Source organism: Koromonas humicola (genome assembly GCF_059726255.1).
Window position 1 is genome coordinate 4,012,507 of record NZ_AP040873.1, and the last position, 17,546, is coordinate 4,030,052.

The following is a 17,546-nucleotide window of genomic DNA, read 5'->3' on the forward strand; positions in this document are numbered from 1 at the left end:
TACGTGCGGCTGTTTTACCGCACTTGCAGGCTGCCGGACCAGGCACGGCAACTCGCACAAACTATTCGCCATCCGGCCGCGTACCAGACAGCGAAGAACTTCGTTAAACAGAGCTGGACTGCTGTTGTAAAGCTACGAAATCAGCATGAACGTACCGACGTTGCGGGTGGGCAAGACCTTCTGCGACAACTGTCGCCACGGTCGCTGCGCAACGTTTTTGCAAGGCTGGCATAGGGAAAACACAGAGATCCCGAGGGACACAATGCCCCTTGGGCGCCATAATTGGCGTCTGCCACGTTTGCCCCGCGTGCTGGGGCTCCCGATGGATCACACCGGTACACAAATTGTAAGTTTCCCGCGCCAGTTCTTCAGAGCCTGTTCTTCAGCTCACCACGCATCCAGGAGCTGGAAGATGATGGTAGCTGCCGCCGTTCTTCTTTAGACCGCACAGCCTCTCCGCATGAGGCCGCACACGCTTCCACCAAGGAATTCTGCGGTTCACAGAAGATGTGTATACCCGCTCCGCTTCCTGGCTGAAAATCATATTGATGCGCCCGCTCCAACGCATCAAAATCTGAAATCGTGGGCAAACAGATTGCTGCACCCTTATCGATTTCGATATCTATTGATAATACAACAGAAACACGCCTCCCGGGGACTACGCGAGGCATCCAGATTGTAAATATTCGCAAACATAGATAAGGGCCGAGGCACAATCCGTGCCTCGGCCTATCTACTCGCAGCCTGTAAGCTGCAGAAACTACTTAACTTCGACGGTCGCGCCGGCGTCAGTGAACTTCTTCTTGATCGTCTCGGCTTCTTCCTTCGAAACGCCTTCCTTGATCGGCTTGGGAGCACCGTCAACCAGGTCCTTGGCTTCCTTCAGACCCAGGCTCGTGACTTCACGAACGGCCTTGATGACGTTGATCTTGTTCGCACCAGCGCCGGTCAGGATAACCGTGAACTCAGTCTGCGCTTCTGCGGCCGGAGCAGCAGCAGCGGCAGCGCCGCCAGCAACAACCACAGGAGCAGCCGCCGCAGCGGAAACGCCCAGGGTCTCTTCCAGTTCCTTCACGAGCTGCGCAGCTTCCAGCAGCGACAACCCAACAATCTGTTCCTTCAAAGCAGCCAAATCAGCCATGACCTTTAATCTCCAGTTTGATTCGAAATTCGTTGTGGTTCGGTTATCTCCGGCAAAAGTCGCGATTCTGGAGTTTCGAGTGGCCGCCACGCAATCCCTGCGTTACTTTGACTCGCGCTCCACTTGGGAGCTCTCCTGCCGCTGCCCCAGACAAGGCTGCGAACTGAACCGGCTTTCGACAATAGACAACACAAGCCGTAACTCACCAGGCGTCCGACAACGGGCGGCCACCCGGCGTGGTGCTGGGATAAACCAGCCCCGAAACCTATACCCAAGTTCATGATTCATGCCGTGAAGGCCAAATCTCCCGAACCTGGGTGGCCCACACATACCTTTTTGAGGCACGCGTGGAATGCAAACCCACAGGCGCGATTAGGCCGAAGCCGCGTCGCCACCCTTGAACTTGTTTTCCTTGACGCCCTGATCGACCACGACCGCCATTTTGCGTCCCACACCGGCCAGAGCCGTCGCCAGACGCGTTGCCGGAGCGTTGATCAAGAACAGCAGCTTGCTGTACAGCTCGTCCTTCGACGGAAGGCTTGCCAACGCATCGATCTGCTTGATGTCGACAACCTTACCTTCGACAACGCCAGCCTTGAACGACAGCTCTGGGTTGTCCTTTGCGTACTTTGTCAGCGCCTTCGCCAGAGCGACGATGTCTCCCTGGGTGTAAGCGATCGAGGTGCGACCCTTTAGAGACTTCGCAACCTCTTCGAATGCCGTACCCACAGTGGCGCGCTCGGCCAAGGTGTTCTTGACCACACGATACTTTGCGCCCGCTTCGCGAATTGACTTGCGAAGCTGATCGTCCTGAGCCACCGTCAGCTTGCCGTATTCGGCTATGAACCCATTGGTAACGCCCTGCAGTTCGCCGGTGAGCGTTTGAACCTGTTCGATTTTCTTTGCCTTAGTAACAGCCATTGCAGTTCCTTCTTAAATCTTGTCTGGGGCGGGAATCTTCCCGCCGGCAGCCTCGCGGCCGCTCCAACCTCTACGGGCTCTACTTCGTCTTCAGCGCTGCTTCCAAGGCCAGCGTATCCAGCGGCACACCAGGTCCCATGCTCGAACTGATGAAGCAGCCCTTGATGTATTTGCCCTTGGCCGCAACAGGCTTCGCCTTGATGACGCTACTGATCACTGTGCGCGCATTGTCCACCAACTTATCGGAAGTGAACGAGATCTTGCCCACCGGCACGTGAACCAGAGCCGTCTTGTCGGTGCGGAATTCAACCTTACCGGCCTTAACTTCGGCAACAGCCTTGGCGATATCCGTGGTAACAGTTCCGGTCTTCGGGTTCGGCATCAAACCGCGGGGACCGAGCACCTTGCCGAGGCGACCAACCGAACGCATCATGTCGGGGGTGGCGATCACAGCGTCATAATCGGTCCAGCCTTCCTTCTGAATCTTTTCGACCAACTCTTCGCCGCCAACAAAATCTGCACCTGCCGCTTCAGCTTCGCGCTGCTTTTCACCAGTGGCGAGCACCAACACCTTCTTGCTCTTACCAAGTCCGTGCGGCAAAACCACCGTGCCACGAACCATCTGATCGGCGTGCTTGGGGTCGACACCGAGGCGGAGAGTCACATCCACCGTTTCGTCAAACTTTGCAAACTTCACCTTCTGCAGCAGATCGACTGCTTCGGGAAGATGGTATGCGCGTGCTTCTACCTGCTCGCGCGCCTTCGCGATATTCTTTCCTGATTTACGTGCCATTCCATACTCCTGTCTTCCACCGCCGCCAACTTGCCGACCCTCCCGCCAACTTCGGCGTTCTTCGAGTCCCCCGTGACCGAAACCGGACAGGGCTGACAGCCGTGGTTCTTGCGACCGGGATCAGTGTGATCCACGGAAGAACTTCTTCGCCCACCCAGCGCGAGCCTTTCAGGGTGGCCCACTCGACGTTTTTCGTTGAGTGGGGCTGTTCCTTGTAAATCTAAACTACGCGACGGGGATTACGCGGTAACTTCCAGACCCATCGAACGTGCCGTACCCTTCACACTCTTGACGGCAGCTTCCAGAGATGCTGCGTTCAGATCTGGCATCTTCTGCTTCGCGATCTCGAGAACCTGCTTCTCGGTCACCTTGCCGACCTTGTCCTTGTTCGGCGTACCCGAACCCTTCGCGATGCCAGCCACTTTCTTCAGCAGCACGGCAACCGGCGGGGTCTTGGTAACAAAGGTGAACGTGCGGTCGCTGTACACGGTGATAACCACCGGCACAATCAATCCAGCCAATTCCTTGTTCTGCGTGCGAGCGTTGAACTGCTTGCAGAACTCCATGATGTTGACCTGCGCCTGACCGAGTGCGGGACCAACTGGAGGTGCCGGAGTCGCTTTGCCGGCTTCGATCTGCAGCTTAACCGAACCTGTAACTTTCTTTGCCATAACGAACCTTCCTTATAGCCCCGCCACCTCGAAGTCTAGGTTTTTCGGCTTCGCAGTACTTTGCGGCTAGAGCTGAGATACTTACGCTATTACCTTCTCCACCTGGCCAAACTCCAACTCCACCGGAGTCGAGCGGCCAAAGATGGTGACCATCACCTTCAGCGTTTCGCGATCTTCGTTGACCTCGTCCACCACTCCAGTAAAGCTGGCGAATGGGCCTTCGGTGATGCGAACCGTTTCGTTCTTTTCGTACTTGATCTTGAGCTTTGGCTTTTCCTTGCTGTCGGCGACGCGGTAGACGATCTGCTTTACTTCATCGTCCGAAAGAGGAGTCGGCTGCTGGCCGGTTCCAACAAACCCGGTGACCCGGGGCGTGGATTTCACCATGTGCCAGACTTCGTCATCCATGTCCATCTCAACCAGCACGTAGCCGGGATAGAACATGCTTTCGCGCGTGTACTTTTTGTTGTTGCGGATTTCCGTAACCGTCTCGGTGGGAATCAGAACGCGTCCCATGCGATCCTGCAAGCCAAACGCACGGATGCGCGATTCCAGTGACTCACGAACCTTCCGCTCGAACCCCGAGTAAGCGTGGATGATGTACCACTTCATCCGCGGGTTTTCGGACGACGCTTGCGACTCCGAAGTTGGCGGAGTGGCTGGCGCGCCGATCTCAGGAGTTCCTTCGGACGACCCCTCAGGCTTCGCTTCCGGTTGCTGTCCTGACCCGTCGCTCTCGTTCTTTAGAATGTCTTCCATAGTTTCCCTGCGCGCCGGCCATTCGGGCTGCGCGGCGGGCGCCCTCGTTAGTGTGTGCTGAAGTACTTGAATACCCCGTCCAGCGACCGCCCAATCACGCCATCGACTGCCCAAAAATAGGCGCCGAAGATGAACACCGTGACGATGACCACAACGGTCGTTGCTTGCACTTCCTTGCGCGTCGGCGTCGTGACCTTGCGCATCTCGTTGCGGACGTCGCCATAGAAAGCCTTGATGCGCTCAGGCAAGCCTTTCACCTGCTCCACGAAACCGGGTTGCGCGGTTACTGCTACTGTCTTCGCCATACATCCTGCTTTCGCTCTCGGAGCCTCTCCGGGTCCATCGAGCTGCTTGCTGCTGAATTCTGATTGCCATGGAGCTGAATCATGGCAGGGGCGGAGGGATTCGAACCCCCAAAAACGGTTTTGGAGACCGCCGGTTTACCGTTGAGCCTACGCCCCTAAGTTGCCACCGGACTTCACGAGGAACCCGGCTGCAGGTTACCCACATTCGGCGCTTCTGGCGCAAATCTTGTGGGCAGCCATGCGAGCTTACTTCACTTCGCGATGGTCCGTGTGCTTGCGGCACTTACGGCAGAACTTGCTGAACTCGAGACGTTCGGTCGTGGTCTTGCGGTTCTTGGTCGTCGAGTAGTTCTTATTCTTGCACACAGTGCACTGGAGCTGACAAATTTCACGAGGCATTTACTTCTTCTCCTATACCCGACAGGTTCCCTGCCGAGCCTTGTCCGGGTCAGAGCCCGGATATCGGCGACGAATAGCTAAACCGCCGAAGTACATCTCAACCGAACCAGTTGCCCCACATCTGCCATTGTCAGCAGATGTGGGGACGAACCTTACAGAATCTCGGAGATCGTACCAGCGCCCACGGTACGGCCGCCTTCGCGGATGGCGAAGCGCAAGCCCTTTTCCATGGCCACCGGAGTGATCAGTTCCACTTCGATCGTAACGTTGTCGCCAGGCATCACCATTTCGGTGCCTTCCGGCAACTTCGCCACGCCCGTCACGTCCGTCGTGCGGAAGTAGAACTGCGGACGATATCCATTGAAGAACGGAGTGTGGCGGCCGCCTTCTTCCTTCGACAGCACGTAAACTTCGCCCTTGAACTTCGTGTGCGGCGTGATCGATGCCGGCTTCGCCAACACCATGCCGCGCTCCACGTCTTCCTTCGCAATGCCGCGCAGCAGCAGGCCGGCGTTGTCGCCCGCCATACCTTCGTCGAGCTGCTTCTTGAACATTTCGACGCCGGTCACAACCGTCTTGCGGGTGTCGCGGAAGCCCACGATTTCAACTTCCTCGCCAACCTTCACCTTACCGCGCTCGATACGGCCCGTAACCACCGTGCCGCGGCCCGAGATCGAGAAGATGTCTTCGATCGGCATCAGGAACGGCTGATCAATCGCACGCGCCGGCAGCGGAACATTCTTGTCCACCGACTCCATCAGCTCGTCGATCGTCTTTTCCCACTTCTCTTCGCCGTTCAGCGCGCCTAGGGCCGATCCGCGAATCACCGGCAGATCGTCGCCCGGGAACTGGTACTTCGACAGCAGTTCGCGAACTTCCATCTCGACCAAGTCGATCAACTCAGGATCTTCAACCGCGTCGCACTTGTTCAGGAAAACCACGATGTAGGGCACGCCTACCTGGCGGGCCAGCAGAACGTGTTCCTTCGTCTGCGGCATCGGACCGTCGGTCGCCGCAACCACCAGGATCGCGCCGTCCATCTGCGCCGCACCGGTGATCATGTTCTTGATGTAATCGGCGTGGCCCGGGCAATCCACGTGGGCATAGTGACGATTGGCCGTCTCGTATTCCACGTGCGCCGTCGCAATCGTAATACCGCGCTCGCGCTCTTCCGGCGCATTGTCAATCGAGTCAAACGAGCGGAACTTGATGTTCGGATTGTGCTTCGCAAGCACCTTCGTGATCGCCGCCGTTAGCGTCGTCTTCCCATGGTCAATGTGACCAATCGTTCCAACGTTCACGTGCGGCTTGCTGCGGTCAAATTTCTCTTTCGCCATTGCCCTTTGCCCTAAATATTACGGTGAATTTTTGCGTACTTCCCGCGCAGACCTTGTGTGTGGTTCGCCTGGATGGGCGACCGCGGCTGCTGGTACCCGGTTCGCGGCACAATCCTTCTTGCACCACAAGGCGACCTGCGCGCGCCGACCGTTGCCGACTACTCGCAATCGCCTTCACTCAATCCCCGAACCCACAACAGCCCTCCAGAAGGAGGGCCGCAGTCGGATTCGGCCTTACTTAGAAATGGAGCTGATGACCAGGATTGAACTGGTGACCTCTCCCTTACCAAGGGAGTGCTCTACCAACTGAGCTACATCAGCATTTACAACTCGCAGTATATACGAACTGCAGAACTTCTGGAGCGGGAGACGGGAATCGAACCCGCGACCAACAGCTTGGAAGGCTGAGACTCTACCACTGAGTTACTCCCGCCCGCTAAAACTTACTCTTGCCCGGAACGGCTACGCTCTTCCAAAACCTCTCGCCGGTAATGAATCCAGCTTCGAAACGCGAACAACGCCAGAACTCCCAACGCTACTCCGCGAACGCTCACATCGAGCAGTGGCGCGCCACCAGGCCCAGTCACCGTGCGAATCGTTTCCGGACTCAACGTCGCCCATTCCAACACGGCCAGCACGGCGAACATAACCATCGCAATCCGGAATCTCTTCGCTCGCGCCATCACGCCTCAATCATACGCTGCCCCGGCGAGCCTTGCTCAAACCGGAGCGAAAAATGGTGCACAGGGGAGGATTCGAACCTCCGTAGACCTAAGGCCGACAGATTTACAGTCTGTTGGTTTTAACCACTCACCCACCTGTGCGAAAACTCTTGAATGGCACCGCAGTGCGCAATCGATTCCGCGCTAACTTTTGAAAGATCTGTCGGCGATCACCCGCCGCGGAACTTATATCATCCGGTTCAACCGAACGCTTCTGAACCGAACCTCACCGTGCGCGGACATGCCGCACTTTCAGTTTGTCCGGTAGATCCTATTGGAGGGCGTTTCTTCGAAAAGACGACCGCACTAGGGATCTTGCCTTACCGCGCATCCGCCGTGCACAGCAAGACGGAACTTGGAGCTGGCGAAGGGATTTGAACCCCCGACCCTCTGATTACAAATCAGATGCTCTACCAGCTGAGCTACGCCAGCCCTCCAAAGCCGTTTCCTGCCACACAACTACCGCGCTTCGGAAAACTGAACCGGCGTCCGGGACTCCAAAGCGAAGATAGCACGTGACCTTGCATCGCGCAACTCGCTTTCAAGTACCGACGCCAGGTGCTGACCTCGTGCTATCATTCGGCACCAAGACATGATATTACCTGAAAAGTTTTGGAGTGGCTACCAAAGCGCCATGAGCGATTTTGCAGCCGACTCCTCGCCATCTTTACGCACTTCCAGCTCTGCCTGTGCGCTACAAGTTCGCACCTGCGCCCGCAACACCACACAATCATGAGAGCCCGGCGCCGCCTTTTCATAATTTCGATTTGTGTTCTGCTGTTTGTAGCAGCCGTAGCCTCCGTAGTGTTGCTGCGAAAGCAGGCTGCCCCTGAAGCCGCGCGACTTTTGCCCGAAGCTGACGCCATCATTTACGTTGATTTCGGCACGGTTCGCAATCTCACCGCATTCGACCAGCAGCAATTGCCGCGGCTCGCGCCCGGCTACGACCAGTTCGTGAAGGACACAGGCTTTGCCTTTGAGCGCGACCTCGACGAAGCCGCCATGGCCGTACATCGCAGCCCCAATCGCGGCGGTACCCGCTATTCGGAAATCCTGGTTGGCCACTACGATCAGGTCAAGCTCACGCAGTATCTTCGCCAGCACTCGCGATCCATCGAGAATTATCGCAATGTCGATGTTTTCGCGATTCCCATCGAGAACCGAACCCTGCGCGTTGCCCTACTAGCCATCGATACGGTGGCCATCTCCAACATCGAAGACCCCAGCATCGTGCACGGAATGATTGACCGCTTCAAGAAAGTGGCTCTGCCCTTTGGCGGCCCCATTCTCGTGAGGAATTACTACAGCAAAGTTCCGCTGGGCAGCTTGCTATGGGCTATTTCGCGGATCCCGGCCTCGAACTATGCGTCCGCTCCGGGCCCGCACTCTGCTGCGTCATTCACGCTTCCAGGCGGAATCGATATCGGACTACCCAGTGATAGCGATGTCGTAGTCTCGTTGCGCATGTTGACCACCATCCACGCGCGCGCCGAGTTCTACACACAAAGCGAGGATGCGGCAAGAAGCTTCGCCGACCAGACATCTACCTTTCTCGCGCTCTTCCGCAGCATTCAGGCCAATACTGCTCCCGGTCCTGGCGATGCCGACGTGAAGGCCGTGTTTGATTCGATCAAGGTAACGCAGAAGGGCGAACGCGCTGAAGTCACAGCGACGATCCCGCCCAGCTTCCTGCGCAAACTCGTGAACGATCCCGCGCACAGCGCAGTCACCGGAGAGGAGCCTGCACCAGCAACTCCAGCAGTTCCGGCCACTAAGCATCCCTCCGGCAAATAGCGACAAGAGCGGGCCGCAATGGCCCGCTCAATACTTCTCGCAATTCGCTCCCACACATCGACACCGAGACAGCAGAAAAACCGTTTAGCTGGCCATCATTTCGCCACGCACTTCAGCGCTTTATAGCGCCATCCCTAGCTCGACGCCCGCATCGCTTCTCGGATTTGTGTTCCAATACTCTGGTGCTCCTTGAGCTTCGCAATCTCACCGTGGAATTCCCCACCGCACGCGGCCCTGTCGCGGCGGTGCACAACATCTCGCTCGCGCTCAAAGCGGGAGAAACACTCGCCCTTGTAGGTGAATCCGGCTCAGGAAAGAGCGTCACATCTCTAGCGATCATGGGACTTCTTCCCCCGCAGGCACGCATCACCGGGGAGGTCCTTTTCGAAGGTCACAACCTGCTCGCATCCACCCCAACTGAGCTGCAAAAGCTGCGCGGCACGCGCATGTCGATGATTTTCCAGGAGCCGATGACAGCGCTCAACCCCGTGATGCGCGTCGGAGATCAGATTGCTGAAGCTGTGACCGCCCACGATCCGACCGTCACTCGCGACCAGGCACGCCAGCGCGGCATCGAAGCTTTGCGCGAAGTTGCGATCCCTGACCCCGAACACCGCTGGCGTGCTTATCCACATCAACTCTCGGGAGGCCAGCGACAGCGCGTGATGATCGCCATGGCTATTGTGAACCGTCCCGCGCTATTGATTGCCGACGAACCTACAACAGCACTCGACGTCACCGTTCAGGCGCAGATTTTGTCCTTGCTCGCCGACCTTCGGAAGCGACTCGGTCTCGCCATGCTTTTCGTTTCGCACGACCTCGCCGTAGTGAGTCGCGTCAGCGATCGCATTGCCGTGATGTATGCCGGAAGAATCGTAGAAACAGCATCTTCATCCGCGCTCTTCGCCGAACCCGCGCACCCCTACACGCGCGGCCTGCTAGGCTCCATCCCCACACTCAACACCAATCGCAACGAACCGCTACGCGCTATCGAAGGCTCCGTCCCATCACCCGGCGCACTGCCATCCGGATGCTCATTTGCCCCGCGCTGCCCGCTGCACATCAGCGCCTGCGACGTAACCGTTCCCGATCTCATCGAAGTCGTACCCGGACACTACGCGCGCTGCATACGAACTGCTTCTAAAACAAGTGGAAGTTGATTTCTGCGTTGATCCCGACTGGCACTGGCTTGCCGTTCAACATGCCAGGTGTAAACCTCCACTTTCTCAAAGCATTAATCGCCTCCTGATCCAAGCCATAGCCTAGGCTGCGCAGAACCACGATTTCTCCCGGTACGCCCTTCTCATCAATCTCCAGGTACAAAATAACTATCCCGCCCACTTTCGCTTTCTTCCCCGCTTCCGTGTATTCCGGATCCGCTTTCTCCAATACTCGCGGAGCCGAAACGCCATCACCCACTCTGTACGGCCCTGGTGGCTCGTCATCAAAGCTGTCATTCAAAATTGGGTATTTGCAGAACTTGTAATCAAAGTGCCACCATTCGTTCGACCGCTGCACGAACCACTGACTCTCCATCGCCTTACGAAGAATCTCGAGATGCTTACGTTCTTCCGAAGTACCACCTGAATAGTTCGAGTACGCTCGCGGCGACATCTCGTCATAGCTGCTCGGCATTGCTACAGGCTTCCCACTCTTGAGATCGTATAGCGTTAAGTCAACAGCACAGCCTCGGTTATGCTGCGAACCTTTAGCGGGATCGGCCACGAATTCCCTCTTGCCCTCAGGAGTCGCTTCCCACATGAGCTTGGTCACATACCAGGGCCGATACGCGTCGTAAACAAGCAATCCATACCCCTTATGCGCAAGTTGCTCGCTAACATCCCGTAAAGCCATTGCAACTGGAAATTGCAGGTACGCCCGTGGCTGCTTGTACAAGGCCGTGCCTAAGAAGTTGTCGCTCGTTGCGTACCGAATATCCAACTTGATACCGCCGCCGACCTTCACTAGTTCGATCAGCGATGAATGGTCAAAATGCCCCGTCTCCTCCGGAGGCTTTGCCTTCATCGCCGCGGCCCGCAGTTCTTCAATCGGCCGCACGGGAGTGATGCGGCAAGTTTGAGACGTGCTCTCCGAAGATCCTGCAACTGCTTTTGCGGGCACCTGTCCGAAAGCAATGCAACCGAGAACGAACAGAACGATAACTGCTGCGCTAATCTGTCGACGTAGCATGCGGAAAGATTACCTGCTCTCTTCTGGCATTCGCATGCAATCTTCTCGCGCGGTTCACTTCATGCATGCGTTGCAGTAAACGCCCTGTACCTTGGCGCGCATCGTAACCCGCTGTCCATAAACTCGCACTCGGCGCTTGAAACCCGTTATCATTTACGGGCGGGGTTTTGCTGCCCCACACGGAGGCATCCATGTTCGGATTTACCCGCTATAACTACGACCGTTTTCGCCGCGAGATGCTGCAGGGACATGCTTCTGACCGCTGGAGCCGCGCTCCCGAACCTGGAGACGAAGCGCCCGGCTTCGAATTGCGCTCTCTTTCCGGCGACGTGGTCAAACTCTCCGATTTCAAGAATTCCCGCAACGTAGTCGTCACCTTCGGTTCGGCCACTTGCCCCCAGACTGCTGCTTCGATTGGCGGTCTGTGCTCGCTCGCCCGCGAGTTCCCGCGCTCCGAAGTTGAATTCCTGTTCATCTATGTGCGCGAGGCGCATCCCGGAGCCGAGCTGCCTCCTCATCACTCGATGACCGACAAGGCTCGCGCAGCCATGCTTCTTCGCGATCAGGAGAATATCGAGTTTCCGATTCTCGTCGATGAGCTCGGTGGCGAAATTCACCGCAAATACGGCGCGCTCCCCAATGCGTCCTTCGTCATCGACAAGAGCGGGCGCATCGCCTACCGTTCGCTGGCCAGCCATCCGAGTTCTATCGGCGCGGCCATTGAAGAACTGCTCGAGCGGCAGAAAGACCGCGGAGTTCAGCACGCTATTGTGCACGGCGGCGAGGACACCAACACTCCTTCGCTCAAGACTTTTCTCAACGCCTATCGCGCCATCGAGCGCGGAGGCTACGACGCCGTCATGAACTTCCGTGGCGAACTCGGATTCCCCGGACGTGTCGTCTTGCGCGGAGGCCGCATGGCTCGCCCGATGACCGAACATCCTGCCATCACCATCACGACAGCCGTAGGAATCGTTGCCGCGATTGGCCTCGGAGTCTGGGCAGGATACGAACTACGCAAGCGCCGCTTCGCCCGCCGTCCCTACGATGCTTACCGCAAACTAGAGCGTCGTCCCGCTGACGAGGACGACTACAGCGCCGTCGGCATCTAGCATTGCTGTTTTAAATCCGGTTGCCCCACATCTGCCGCCTTTCAGTAGATGTGGGGTTTTTCTTTGACCGTCGGGCGAACTTTTCTTTTCCCTAACCTGGCGCCCTAGAATTCCCCAAATGAATTTCCTCGCGACCAAGTTCCGGAACCACCATTGACACGCCAACTCTACATATGTAGAGTTACTCCCCGATGCTGGCCTCGATCAAACTCTCGCGCCAAACGCTTCAACTGCTCGAGGCGCTCCTTTCCGATGCTTACTCGTGGCACTACGGATACGACCTCAGCCGAGCAACCGGACTGAAGTCGGGCACCCTCTACCCAATTCTTATCCGGATGAACGAGCGAAAGTGGCTGGAGACTCGGTGGGAGTCCGCCGAGCATGGACGACCGCCACGCCACATGTACCGCCTCACCGGGGCGGGAATGAAGGCCGCACGCGCAGCAATCGATTGCACACGTAAAAGCGCGATCAAGAAACCGATCCTCGGTCAGGCTGGCGCCCAATGAAACACATGCTCGCGATTCTTACGCGTCGTTTATTACGACTCGCCGAGGCAATCACCCCTACCGAACAGCACGAGTGGATCTCTGCCATGCTCGCCGAGTCGCAGCTCATGCCGAGCGAAGCCGAAGCCTTTCAGTGGGCTATCGGAGCCTTCACCTTTGCCTGCCGCTGCCGCCTGCTTGCCTCACCAGCAATCATTAGGGAGAACCTGCTCATGAATCGCGCATCAACGTTGTCCTTGCTTGCAATGATCATCGTTGTCGCCGTGCTCTTTACCACTCCCTCATTTCGCGATGCAGCCACCATCCTGCCCGCCTCATTGCGCCTCGCTTCTGGACGAAGCGCAATCAGCCCTGATGAACTCCGCCAACTTGCGGCAGACGCCGAGCAGCATCGTGACGCGTCCACTCTCGCCTTTGCCGCAATTCACTTCGAACGCTCGGCCGACTCCTCCGAAGCGATGGACCTCGCCAACAAAGCTATCGCCATTGATCCCTCTCTCTCATGGATCCGCTACTTCGTGATTCGCAACGACTGGCGTTTCAATACAAGACGCACGACTTTCGCGACCGCCATTCCGCAGGTCATCGCGTCCGATCCCGACAATGCTCTCGGATACCTATTGCTAGCGGAATCCATCCATCGCTCTGATCCATCCCGTCGTGCTGAATGGAACTCGGCAATGGATCGAGCTCTTTCCGCGCCGATCTACGACAACTATCTTGAGCGTCGTTTTCAACTCGACCGGCGCGTTTCACAAGCGCACAACCTGCCCGCATTTGAGGCCACGTCAGCGATGCTTGGCACTGGAATAATCGATACCACAGGGATCATGAGCTACAGCCAGCGACTGATCTCCTCCGGAAACACCCGCGATTGTGCGCGAGCCCTTCGATTTGCCGCCATGCTGCAAGGGGGACAGACAAATTTTGAATGGCGTGTAGGTGAAGACCTTCGAAACCTTGCCGTCGCCGCTCTAGGGAAAGAACTCTCATTGCCGCTCGCTCCCGAACGACACAGTCTGTTTGCGCCCGTCAGCTACGCGCAGACTGCTCGAGGTTATGAACTCGACGCGACGCTCGTGCAAATCTCGCTGCTGCTCGCCGCCTTCGCCATCCCCAACACTGTAATTCTTTCGGCGATTGCCCTTCTTCGGCGCAAGACCTCGAACCGGCTGCAGCGCCTACTACAAGCGTCAGCCGCACTCTCCGTCTCCGCAGCGTTGCTCAGCTTCGTTGCCTATATTCCCTTCGCATCTGCCTACCGCGCGTACCAGAGTTCTGCGACAGTGCACGATGCAGTTCTCCACGCAACGTCATTCGTAGCATTTTGCAAACAGCCGACACGAGCTTACGTATTCCTCGTCAGTGGCACAGCGTCTTACTATGCGTGGCAGCTTTTCATCGTTGTTGCAGCGCTAGCGCTTGTCTGGTATGGAATTTCGCATTTTGTGAGCGGCCATCGTTCACACCAAATTCCGGGCGCGGCATGATCCTGGACACTACATCGCCATTTAACACTCGCAGTGTTGAGTTTGAGATAGACTTTCTCGCACACTTCGGTGTGACCTGATACTCCAGGTCATCCACGACTCAGTCAATTGTCAGAAAGGCAGTCCGTGATGAAGCTGCACACCTATCTCAACTACGGCGGAAACTGCGAAGAAGCCTTCCGCTTCTACGAACAGCATCTCGGCGCAAAGCTCCTCTTCATGATGAAGCACGGCGAATCGCCTGATCCCGGCACCGTCCAACCCGGGATGAGCGACAAGGTTCTCTATGCCAACCTTGCGATGGGCGAGACGCAATTAATGGGCAGCGACGTTCCAGCCGACCACTTTCAACCGATGCGCAGCGTCTACCTCTCGCTCTCAGTCGATTCCACTGCGGAAGCCGACCGCATCTACAACCTGCTCGCCGAAGGCGGCCAAATCTTCATGCCCATCTCCGAAACCTTCTTCGCATTCCGCTTCGGCATGTTGCGCGACCGCTTCGGCACCTCGTGGATGATCATTCACGAGCGCCCAATGCCGTCGCACTGAGATCAGCCCAAAACGTAAGAGGCGCGGGCCGTAGCCCGCGCCATTATCGACTTCGTGAAACCTTTTTCTTATTTCAGCAATTGCCGAATCACATACTGCAAAATTCCGCCATTCTGGAAGTACAGCACCTCCTGCGGAGTGTCGATTCTCAGTGTTGCATCGAACGCTTTTGTTGCCCCATCTGCGGCGGTCGCCTTCACCTGCACCGTTTTGCCCGGAGCAAAGTTCTTGAGCACCTCATCGAGCCCAACAATTTCGTAACTCTCCTCACCCGTGAGGCCAATCGTGTCCGGATTCTGATCCGGCAAAAATTGCAGGGGCAAAATCCCCATACCCACAAGGTTCGAGCGATGGATTCGTTCAAAGCTCTCAGCAATTACTGCCCTCACACCCAGCAGCAGCGGCCCCTTGGCCGCCCAGTCTCGCGATGACCCCGAGCCATATTCCTTGCCAGCAATCACGATGACCGGCACGCCTTCGGCCTTATACTTCATAGCCGCATCGTAGATCGTCAATTCCTCGCCGCTCGGAATATGCTTCGTGTATCCGCCCTCGATATGCGGCACCAGTCGGTTGCGAATTCGCGTATTAGCGAACGTGCCGCGCATCATCACTTCGTGGTTACCGCGGCGCGAGCCATACGAGTTGAAATCTATCGGCTGCACGCCATGCGCAATCAGGTACTTGCCAGCCGGACTATCTTTCTTGATCGAACCTGCGGGAGAGATGTGATCCGTCGTAACCGAATTTCCCAGACGCGCCAGAACTCGCGCACCCTTGATCGACGTAACGGGCTTCGGTGCCGGCTCCATTCCTTCGAAGTACGGCGGATTCTGAATGTAGGTCGAACTCGCATCCCAGGCGTACGTATCGCCCTCGGGAACGCTCAATCCCCTCCAGCGATCATCGCCGTCAAGCACGCTCGCATAGCTCTTGCGGAACATCGATGACGTGATGACGTTGCGCACTACATCATCCACTTCCTTCTGCGTCGGCCAAATGTCCTTCAGATACACCGGCCCATCCGTGCCCGTACCGATGGGATCGTGAAACATATCGATCATCTCGCCAGCCAATCCAAACGCCACCACCAGCGGCGGAGACATCAAATAGTTCGCGCGCACCTCGGAATTGATTCTGCCCTCGAAGTTCCTGTTCCCCGACAATACGCTAGCGACCACGAGATCGTTATCGACCACTGCGTCAGAAATTTCCGGTGGTAGAGGCCCCGAGTTGCCAATGCAGGTCGTGCATCCATATCCCACCAGGTTAAAGCCCACCTGATCGAGATATTTCTGCAGGCCCGCTTCGTTCAGATACTCCGTCACAACCTTCGATCCCGGAGCCAACGACGTCTTCACCCACGCAGGCCGCTTCAGCCCCTTTTCGACCGCCTTCTTTGCCAACAACCCCGCAGCCACCAGCACATTCGGATTCGAAGTGTTCGTGCAACTTGTAATGGCCGCAATCACGACGCTGCCATGTCGTAGCGCTGTCTTGTAATCGGTCGAATTCCGATCGGCCCTTGTCTTCGCAGGCGTCGTGGTCTTTGCATCCGGCTTCACCAGCGAGGGCAACGCATCGCCAAACGAGGCAGCCGCTCGCGACAACTCCACGCGATCCTGCGGACGCTTCGGGCCTGCAATCGACGGCTCAATTTTCGCGAGGTCGATGTGCAGCACATCCGAATATTCCGCTTCCGGCGAAGTCGCCGTATGGAACAGTCCCTGTTCTTTGTAGTAAGCCTCAACCAGCGCAATCTGCTCTTCACTGCGCCCCGTGAGCCGCAAATACCTGAGCGTCTCCTCGTCCACCGGGAAGATGCCGCATGTCGCCCCGTACTCGGGAGCCATGTTCGCAATCGTTGCGCGATCCGCCAACGTCAACGTGCCCAAGCTCGGACCGAAGTATTCGACAAACTTGCCGACGACGCCCTTCTTGCGCAGAGCTTCGGTCACAGTCAGCACAAGATCTGTTGCCGTCGAACCTTCCTTCAACTCGCCAGTAAACCGCACGCCCACAACCTGCGGAATCAGCATCGAAGCCGCCTGCCCCAGCATTGCGGCCTCGGCCTCAATTCCACCAACACCCCACCCGAGCACACCCAACCCATTCACCATCGTCGTATGCGAGTCGGTGCCGACCAGCGTGTCCGGATACGCCAGCGCTTGCTTCCCTGCGCGCTCCAGCACGAACACCACTCGCGCGAGGTACTCAATGTTGATCTGGTGCACGATGCCGGTATCGGGCGGCACAATGGCAAAATTCTCAAACGCCTTCTGCCCCCAGCGCAGGAACGCATACCGCTCCTTGTTGCGTTGAAACTCCATCGCGGCATTCAGATCGAACGCCTTTGCGCTGCCAAACTCATCCACCTGCACCGAGTGGTCAATCACCAACTCTGCCGGTTGCAGCGGATTGATCTTCGTCGCGTCGCCACCCAGACGCGCCATTGCATCTCGCATCGCCGCCAGATCCACCACCGCCGGAACGCCAGTGAAATCCTGTAGCAGCACGCGGCTTGGCATGAACGAGATTTCCTGCTCAGAAACCGCCTTAGCCGACCATCCGGCCAACGCGCGAATCATGTCTGCCGTGACGTTTACGCCATCTTCGCGCCGCAGCAAATTCTCCAGCAGAATGCGCAGTGAGAAGGGCAGCCGCGCCGTATTGAATCCATGTTTATCGAGAGAGGAAATGCGGAAGAAGTCGTACTGCTTGCTCCCAACCTTAAGCGAAGAACAGCTGCCGAACGTATCCATAGATCGCCTTGAGTGTGGAATTTAGGGCTAAACGCGGCCACCCCGCCGCATCTCCCGTAAGGCCAGCCAGACCGCCGCAGACACCCCACTGC

18 protein-coding genes and 5 tRNA genes are annotated in these 17,546 nt (G+C 57.2%); 7 read left to right on the forward strand and 16 right to left on the reverse strand.

Annotated elements, in window-relative coordinates:
• The first annotated feature begins 3 nt into the window (after nucleotides 1–3).
• Nucleotides 4–234 carry a hypothetical protein gene (locus AC6IZD_RS17380; protein WP_497784798.1) on the forward strand — a complete coding sequence of 77 codons (231 nt, stop codon included), beginning with the start codon at nucleotides 4–6 and terminating at the stop codon, nucleotides 232–234.
• Between the two features lie 526 nt (nucleotides 235–760).
• On the opposite strand, the gene rplL is transcribed toward AC6IZD_RS17380, so the two are convergent.
• From rplL to AC6IZD_RS17450, 14 genes are all read right to left on the reverse strand, one after another.
• On the reverse strand, nucleotides 761–1,141 hold the full coding sequence (rplL, locus tag AC6IZD_RS17385; RefSeq protein ID WP_497784799.1) for a 50S ribosomal protein L7/L12: 381 nt from the start codon (nucleotides 1,139–1,141) through the stop codon (nucleotides 761–763).
• 372 nt (nucleotides 1,142–1,513) lie between these two features.
• Nucleotides 1,514–2,062, reverse strand: a complete 549-nt coding sequence (rplJ, locus tag AC6IZD_RS17390; protein WP_497784800.1) for a 50S ribosomal protein L10 — start codon at nucleotides 2,060–2,062, stop codon at nucleotides 1,514–1,516.
• A gap of 79 nt (nucleotides 2,063–2,141) precedes the next feature.
• Nucleotides 2,142–2,855 (reverse strand): 50S ribosomal protein L1, encoded by a 714-nt coding sequence (gene rplA, locus AC6IZD_RS17395; RefSeq protein WP_497784801.1) that lies wholly within the window; start codon nucleotides 2,853–2,855, stop codon nucleotides 2,142–2,144.
• 239 nt (nucleotides 2,856–3,094) lie between these two features.
• A complete protein-coding gene (rplK, locus tag AC6IZD_RS17400; protein ID WP_497784803.1) occupies nucleotides 3,095–3,526 on the reverse strand; it encodes a 50S ribosomal protein L11 in 432 nt (143 codons plus the stop codon).
• Nucleotides 3,527–3,607: 81 nt separating this feature from the next.
• The gene (nusG, locus tag AC6IZD_RS17405; protein WP_497784805.1) at nucleotides 3,608–4,285 is read right to left on the reverse strand and encodes a transcription termination/antitermination protein NusG; all 678 of its coding nucleotides are present in this window, start codon (nucleotides 4,283–4,285) and stop codon (nucleotides 3,608–3,610) included.
• A gap of 47 nt (nucleotides 4,286–4,332) precedes the next feature.
• Nucleotides 4,333–4,590, reverse strand: a complete 258-nt coding sequence (secE, locus tag AC6IZD_RS17410) for a preprotein translocase subunit SecE (RefSeq protein WP_497784806.1) — start codon at nucleotides 4,588–4,590, stop codon at nucleotides 4,333–4,335.
• An 82-nt stretch (nucleotides 4,591–4,672) separates the two neighbouring features.
• Nucleotides 4,673–4,747, reverse strand: a tRNA-Trp gene (locus AC6IZD_RS17415).
• Nucleotides 4,748–4,836: 89 nt separating this feature from the next.
• Entirely contained in the window at nucleotides 4,837–4,989 is a 153-nt protein-coding gene (rpmG, locus tag AC6IZD_RS17420; protein WP_497775215.1) for a 50S ribosomal protein L33, read from the reverse strand.
• Nucleotides 4,990–5,141: 152 nt separating this feature from the next.
• Entirely contained in the window at nucleotides 5,142–6,326 is a 1,185-nt protein-coding gene (gene tuf / locus AC6IZD_RS17425; protein ID WP_497783944.1) for an elongation factor Tu, read from the reverse strand.
• A gap of 245 nt (nucleotides 6,327–6,571) precedes the next feature.
• Nucleotides 6,572–6,647: transfer RNA gene (locus AC6IZD_RS17430), tRNA-Thr, on the reverse strand.
• 37 nt (nucleotides 6,648–6,684) lie between these two features.
• Nucleotides 6,685–6,759 (reverse strand) — tRNA-Gly (locus tag AC6IZD_RS17435).
• A 10-nt stretch (nucleotides 6,760–6,769) separates the two neighbouring features.
• A complete protein-coding gene (locus tag AC6IZD_RS17440; RefSeq protein ID WP_497784808.1) occupies nucleotides 6,770–7,009 on the reverse strand; it encodes a hypothetical protein in 240 nt (79 codons plus the stop codon).
• A 54-nt stretch (nucleotides 7,010–7,063) separates the two neighbouring features.
• A tRNA-Tyr gene (locus AC6IZD_RS17445) sits at nucleotides 7,064–7,150 on the reverse strand.
• Nucleotides 7,151–7,404: 254 nt separating this feature from the next.
• Nucleotides 7,405–7,480, reverse strand: a tRNA-Thr gene (locus tag AC6IZD_RS17450).
• A gap of 300 nt (nucleotides 7,481–7,780) precedes the next feature.
• Here AC6IZD_RS17450 and AC6IZD_RS17455 point away from each other — a divergent pair.
• Both AC6IZD_RS17455 and AC6IZD_RS17460 read left to right on the forward strand, forming a co-directional pair.
• Complete coding sequence (locus AC6IZD_RS17455; RefSeq protein ID WP_497784809.1) at nucleotides 7,781–8,842, forward strand: hypothetical protein; 1,062 nt, start codon at nucleotides 7,781–7,783, stop codon at nucleotides 8,840–8,842.
• A gap of 164 nt (nucleotides 8,843–9,006) precedes the next feature.
• Nucleotides 9,007–10,002, forward strand: a complete 996-nt coding sequence (locus tag AC6IZD_RS17460) for an ABC transporter ATP-binding protein (RefSeq protein ID WP_497784810.1) — start codon at nucleotides 9,007–9,009, stop codon at nucleotides 10,000–10,002.
• Here the strand turns inward: AC6IZD_RS17460 and AC6IZD_RS17465 are convergent.
• Nucleotides 9,983–11,032 (reverse strand): TonB family protein, encoded by a 1,050-nt coding sequence (locus tag AC6IZD_RS17465; protein ID WP_497784812.1) that lies wholly within the window; start codon nucleotides 11,030–11,032, stop codon nucleotides 9,983–9,985. The two genes, AC6IZD_RS17460 and AC6IZD_RS17465, sit on opposite strands and share 20 nt — an antisense overlap.
• A gap of 191 nt (nucleotides 11,033–11,223) precedes the next feature.
• On the opposite strand from AC6IZD_RS17465, the gene AC6IZD_RS17470 reads away from it, so the two are divergent.
• The 4 genes from AC6IZD_RS17470 to AC6IZD_RS17485 all read left to right on the forward strand — a co-directional run bounded on the left by AC6IZD_RS17470 (nucleotide 11,224) and on the right by AC6IZD_RS17485 (nucleotide 14,692).
• Nucleotides 11,224–12,144, forward strand: a complete 921-nt coding sequence (locus AC6IZD_RS17470) for a peroxiredoxin family protein (protein ID WP_497784814.1) — start codon at nucleotides 11,224–11,226, stop codon at nucleotides 12,142–12,144.
• Nucleotides 12,145–12,335: 191 nt separating this feature from the next.
• On the forward strand, nucleotides 12,336–12,653 hold the full coding sequence (locus AC6IZD_RS17475) for a PadR family transcriptional regulator (RefSeq protein ID WP_497784815.1): 318 nt from the start codon (nucleotides 12,336–12,338) through the stop codon (nucleotides 12,651–12,653).
• Nucleotides 12,650–14,143 (forward strand): hypothetical protein, encoded by a 1,494-nt coding sequence (locus AC6IZD_RS17480; RefSeq protein WP_497784817.1) that lies wholly within the window; start codon nucleotides 12,650–12,652, stop codon nucleotides 14,141–14,143. The genes AC6IZD_RS17475 and AC6IZD_RS17480 overlap by 4 nt, the downstream gene beginning before the upstream one ends.
• Nucleotides 14,144–14,272: 129 nt before the next feature.
• Nucleotides 14,273–14,692: a VOC family protein gene (locus tag AC6IZD_RS17485; RefSeq protein ID WP_497784819.1), complete on the forward strand. Its 420-nt coding sequence runs from the start codon at nucleotides 14,273–14,275 to the stop codon at nucleotides 14,690–14,692.
• 68 nt (nucleotides 14,693–14,760) lie between these two features.
• Here the strand turns inward: AC6IZD_RS17485 and acnA are convergent, their stop codons facing one another.
• On the reverse strand, nucleotides 14,761–17,454 hold the full coding sequence (acnA, locus tag AC6IZD_RS17490; RefSeq protein ID WP_497784821.1) for an aconitate hydratase AcnA: 2,694 nt from the start codon (nucleotides 17,452–17,454) through the stop codon (nucleotides 14,761–14,763).
• Between the last annotated feature and the right edge of the window lie 92 nt (nucleotides 17,455–17,546).

Coding starts and splice junctions, on each gene's coding strand:
- rplL (WP_497784799.1), bottom strand. CDS start 1,141: ATGGCTGATTTGGCTGCTTTGAAGGAACAGATTGTTGGGTTGTCGCTG.
- rplJ (WP_497784800.1), bottom strand. CDS start 2,062: ATGGCTGTTACTAAGGCAAAGAAAATCGAACAGGTTCAAACGCTCACC.
- rplA (WP_497784801.1), bottom strand. CDS start 2,855: ATGGCACGTAAATCAGGAAAGAATATCGCGAAGGCGCGCGAGCAGGTA.
- rplK (WP_497784803.1), bottom strand. CDS start 3,526: ATGGCAAAGAAAGTTACAGGTTCGGTTAAGCTGCAGATCGAAGCCGGC.
- nusG (WP_497784805.1), bottom strand. CDS start 4,285: ATGGAAGACATTCTAAAGAACGAGAGCGACGGGTCAGGACAGCAACCG.
- secE (WP_497784806.1), bottom strand. CDS start 4,590: ATGGCGAAGACAGTAGCAGTAACCGCGCAACCCGGTTTCGTGGAGCAG.
- rpmG (WP_497775215.1), bottom strand. CDS start 4,989: ATGCCTCGTGAAATTTGTCAGCTCCAGTGCACTGTGTGCAAGAATAAG.
- tuf (WP_497783944.1), bottom strand. CDS start 6,326: ATGGCGAAAGAGAAATTTGACCGCAGCAAGCCGCACGTGAACGTTGGA.
- AC6IZD_RS17440 (WP_497784808.1), bottom strand. CDS start 7,009: ATGGCGCGAGCGAAGAGATTCCGGATTGCGATGGTTATGTTCGCCGTG.
- AC6IZD_RS17455 (WP_497784809.1), top strand. CDS start 7,781: ATGAGAGCCCGGCGCCGCCTTTTCATAATTTCGATTTGTGTTCTGCTG.
- AC6IZD_RS17465 (WP_497784812.1), bottom strand. CDS start 11,032: ATGCTACGTCGACAGATTAGCGCAGCAGTTATCGTTCTGTTCGTTCTC.
- AC6IZD_RS17470 (WP_497784814.1), top strand. CDS start 11,224: ATGTTCGGATTTACCCGCTATAACTACGACCGTTTTCGCCGCGAGATG.
- AC6IZD_RS17475 (WP_497784815.1), top strand. CDS start 12,336: ATGCTGGCCTCGATCAAACTCTCGCGCCAAACGCTTCAACTGCTCGAG.
- AC6IZD_RS17480 (WP_497784817.1), top strand. CDS start 12,650: ATGAAACACATGCTCGCGATTCTTACGCGTCGTTTATTACGACTCGCC.
- AC6IZD_RS17485 (WP_497784819.1), top strand. CDS start 14,273: ATGAAGCTGCACACCTATCTCAACTACGGCGGAAACTGCGAAGAAGCC.
- acnA (WP_497784821.1), bottom strand. CDS start 17,454: ATGGATACGTTCGGCAGCTGTTCTTCGCTTAAGGTTGGGAGCAAGCAG.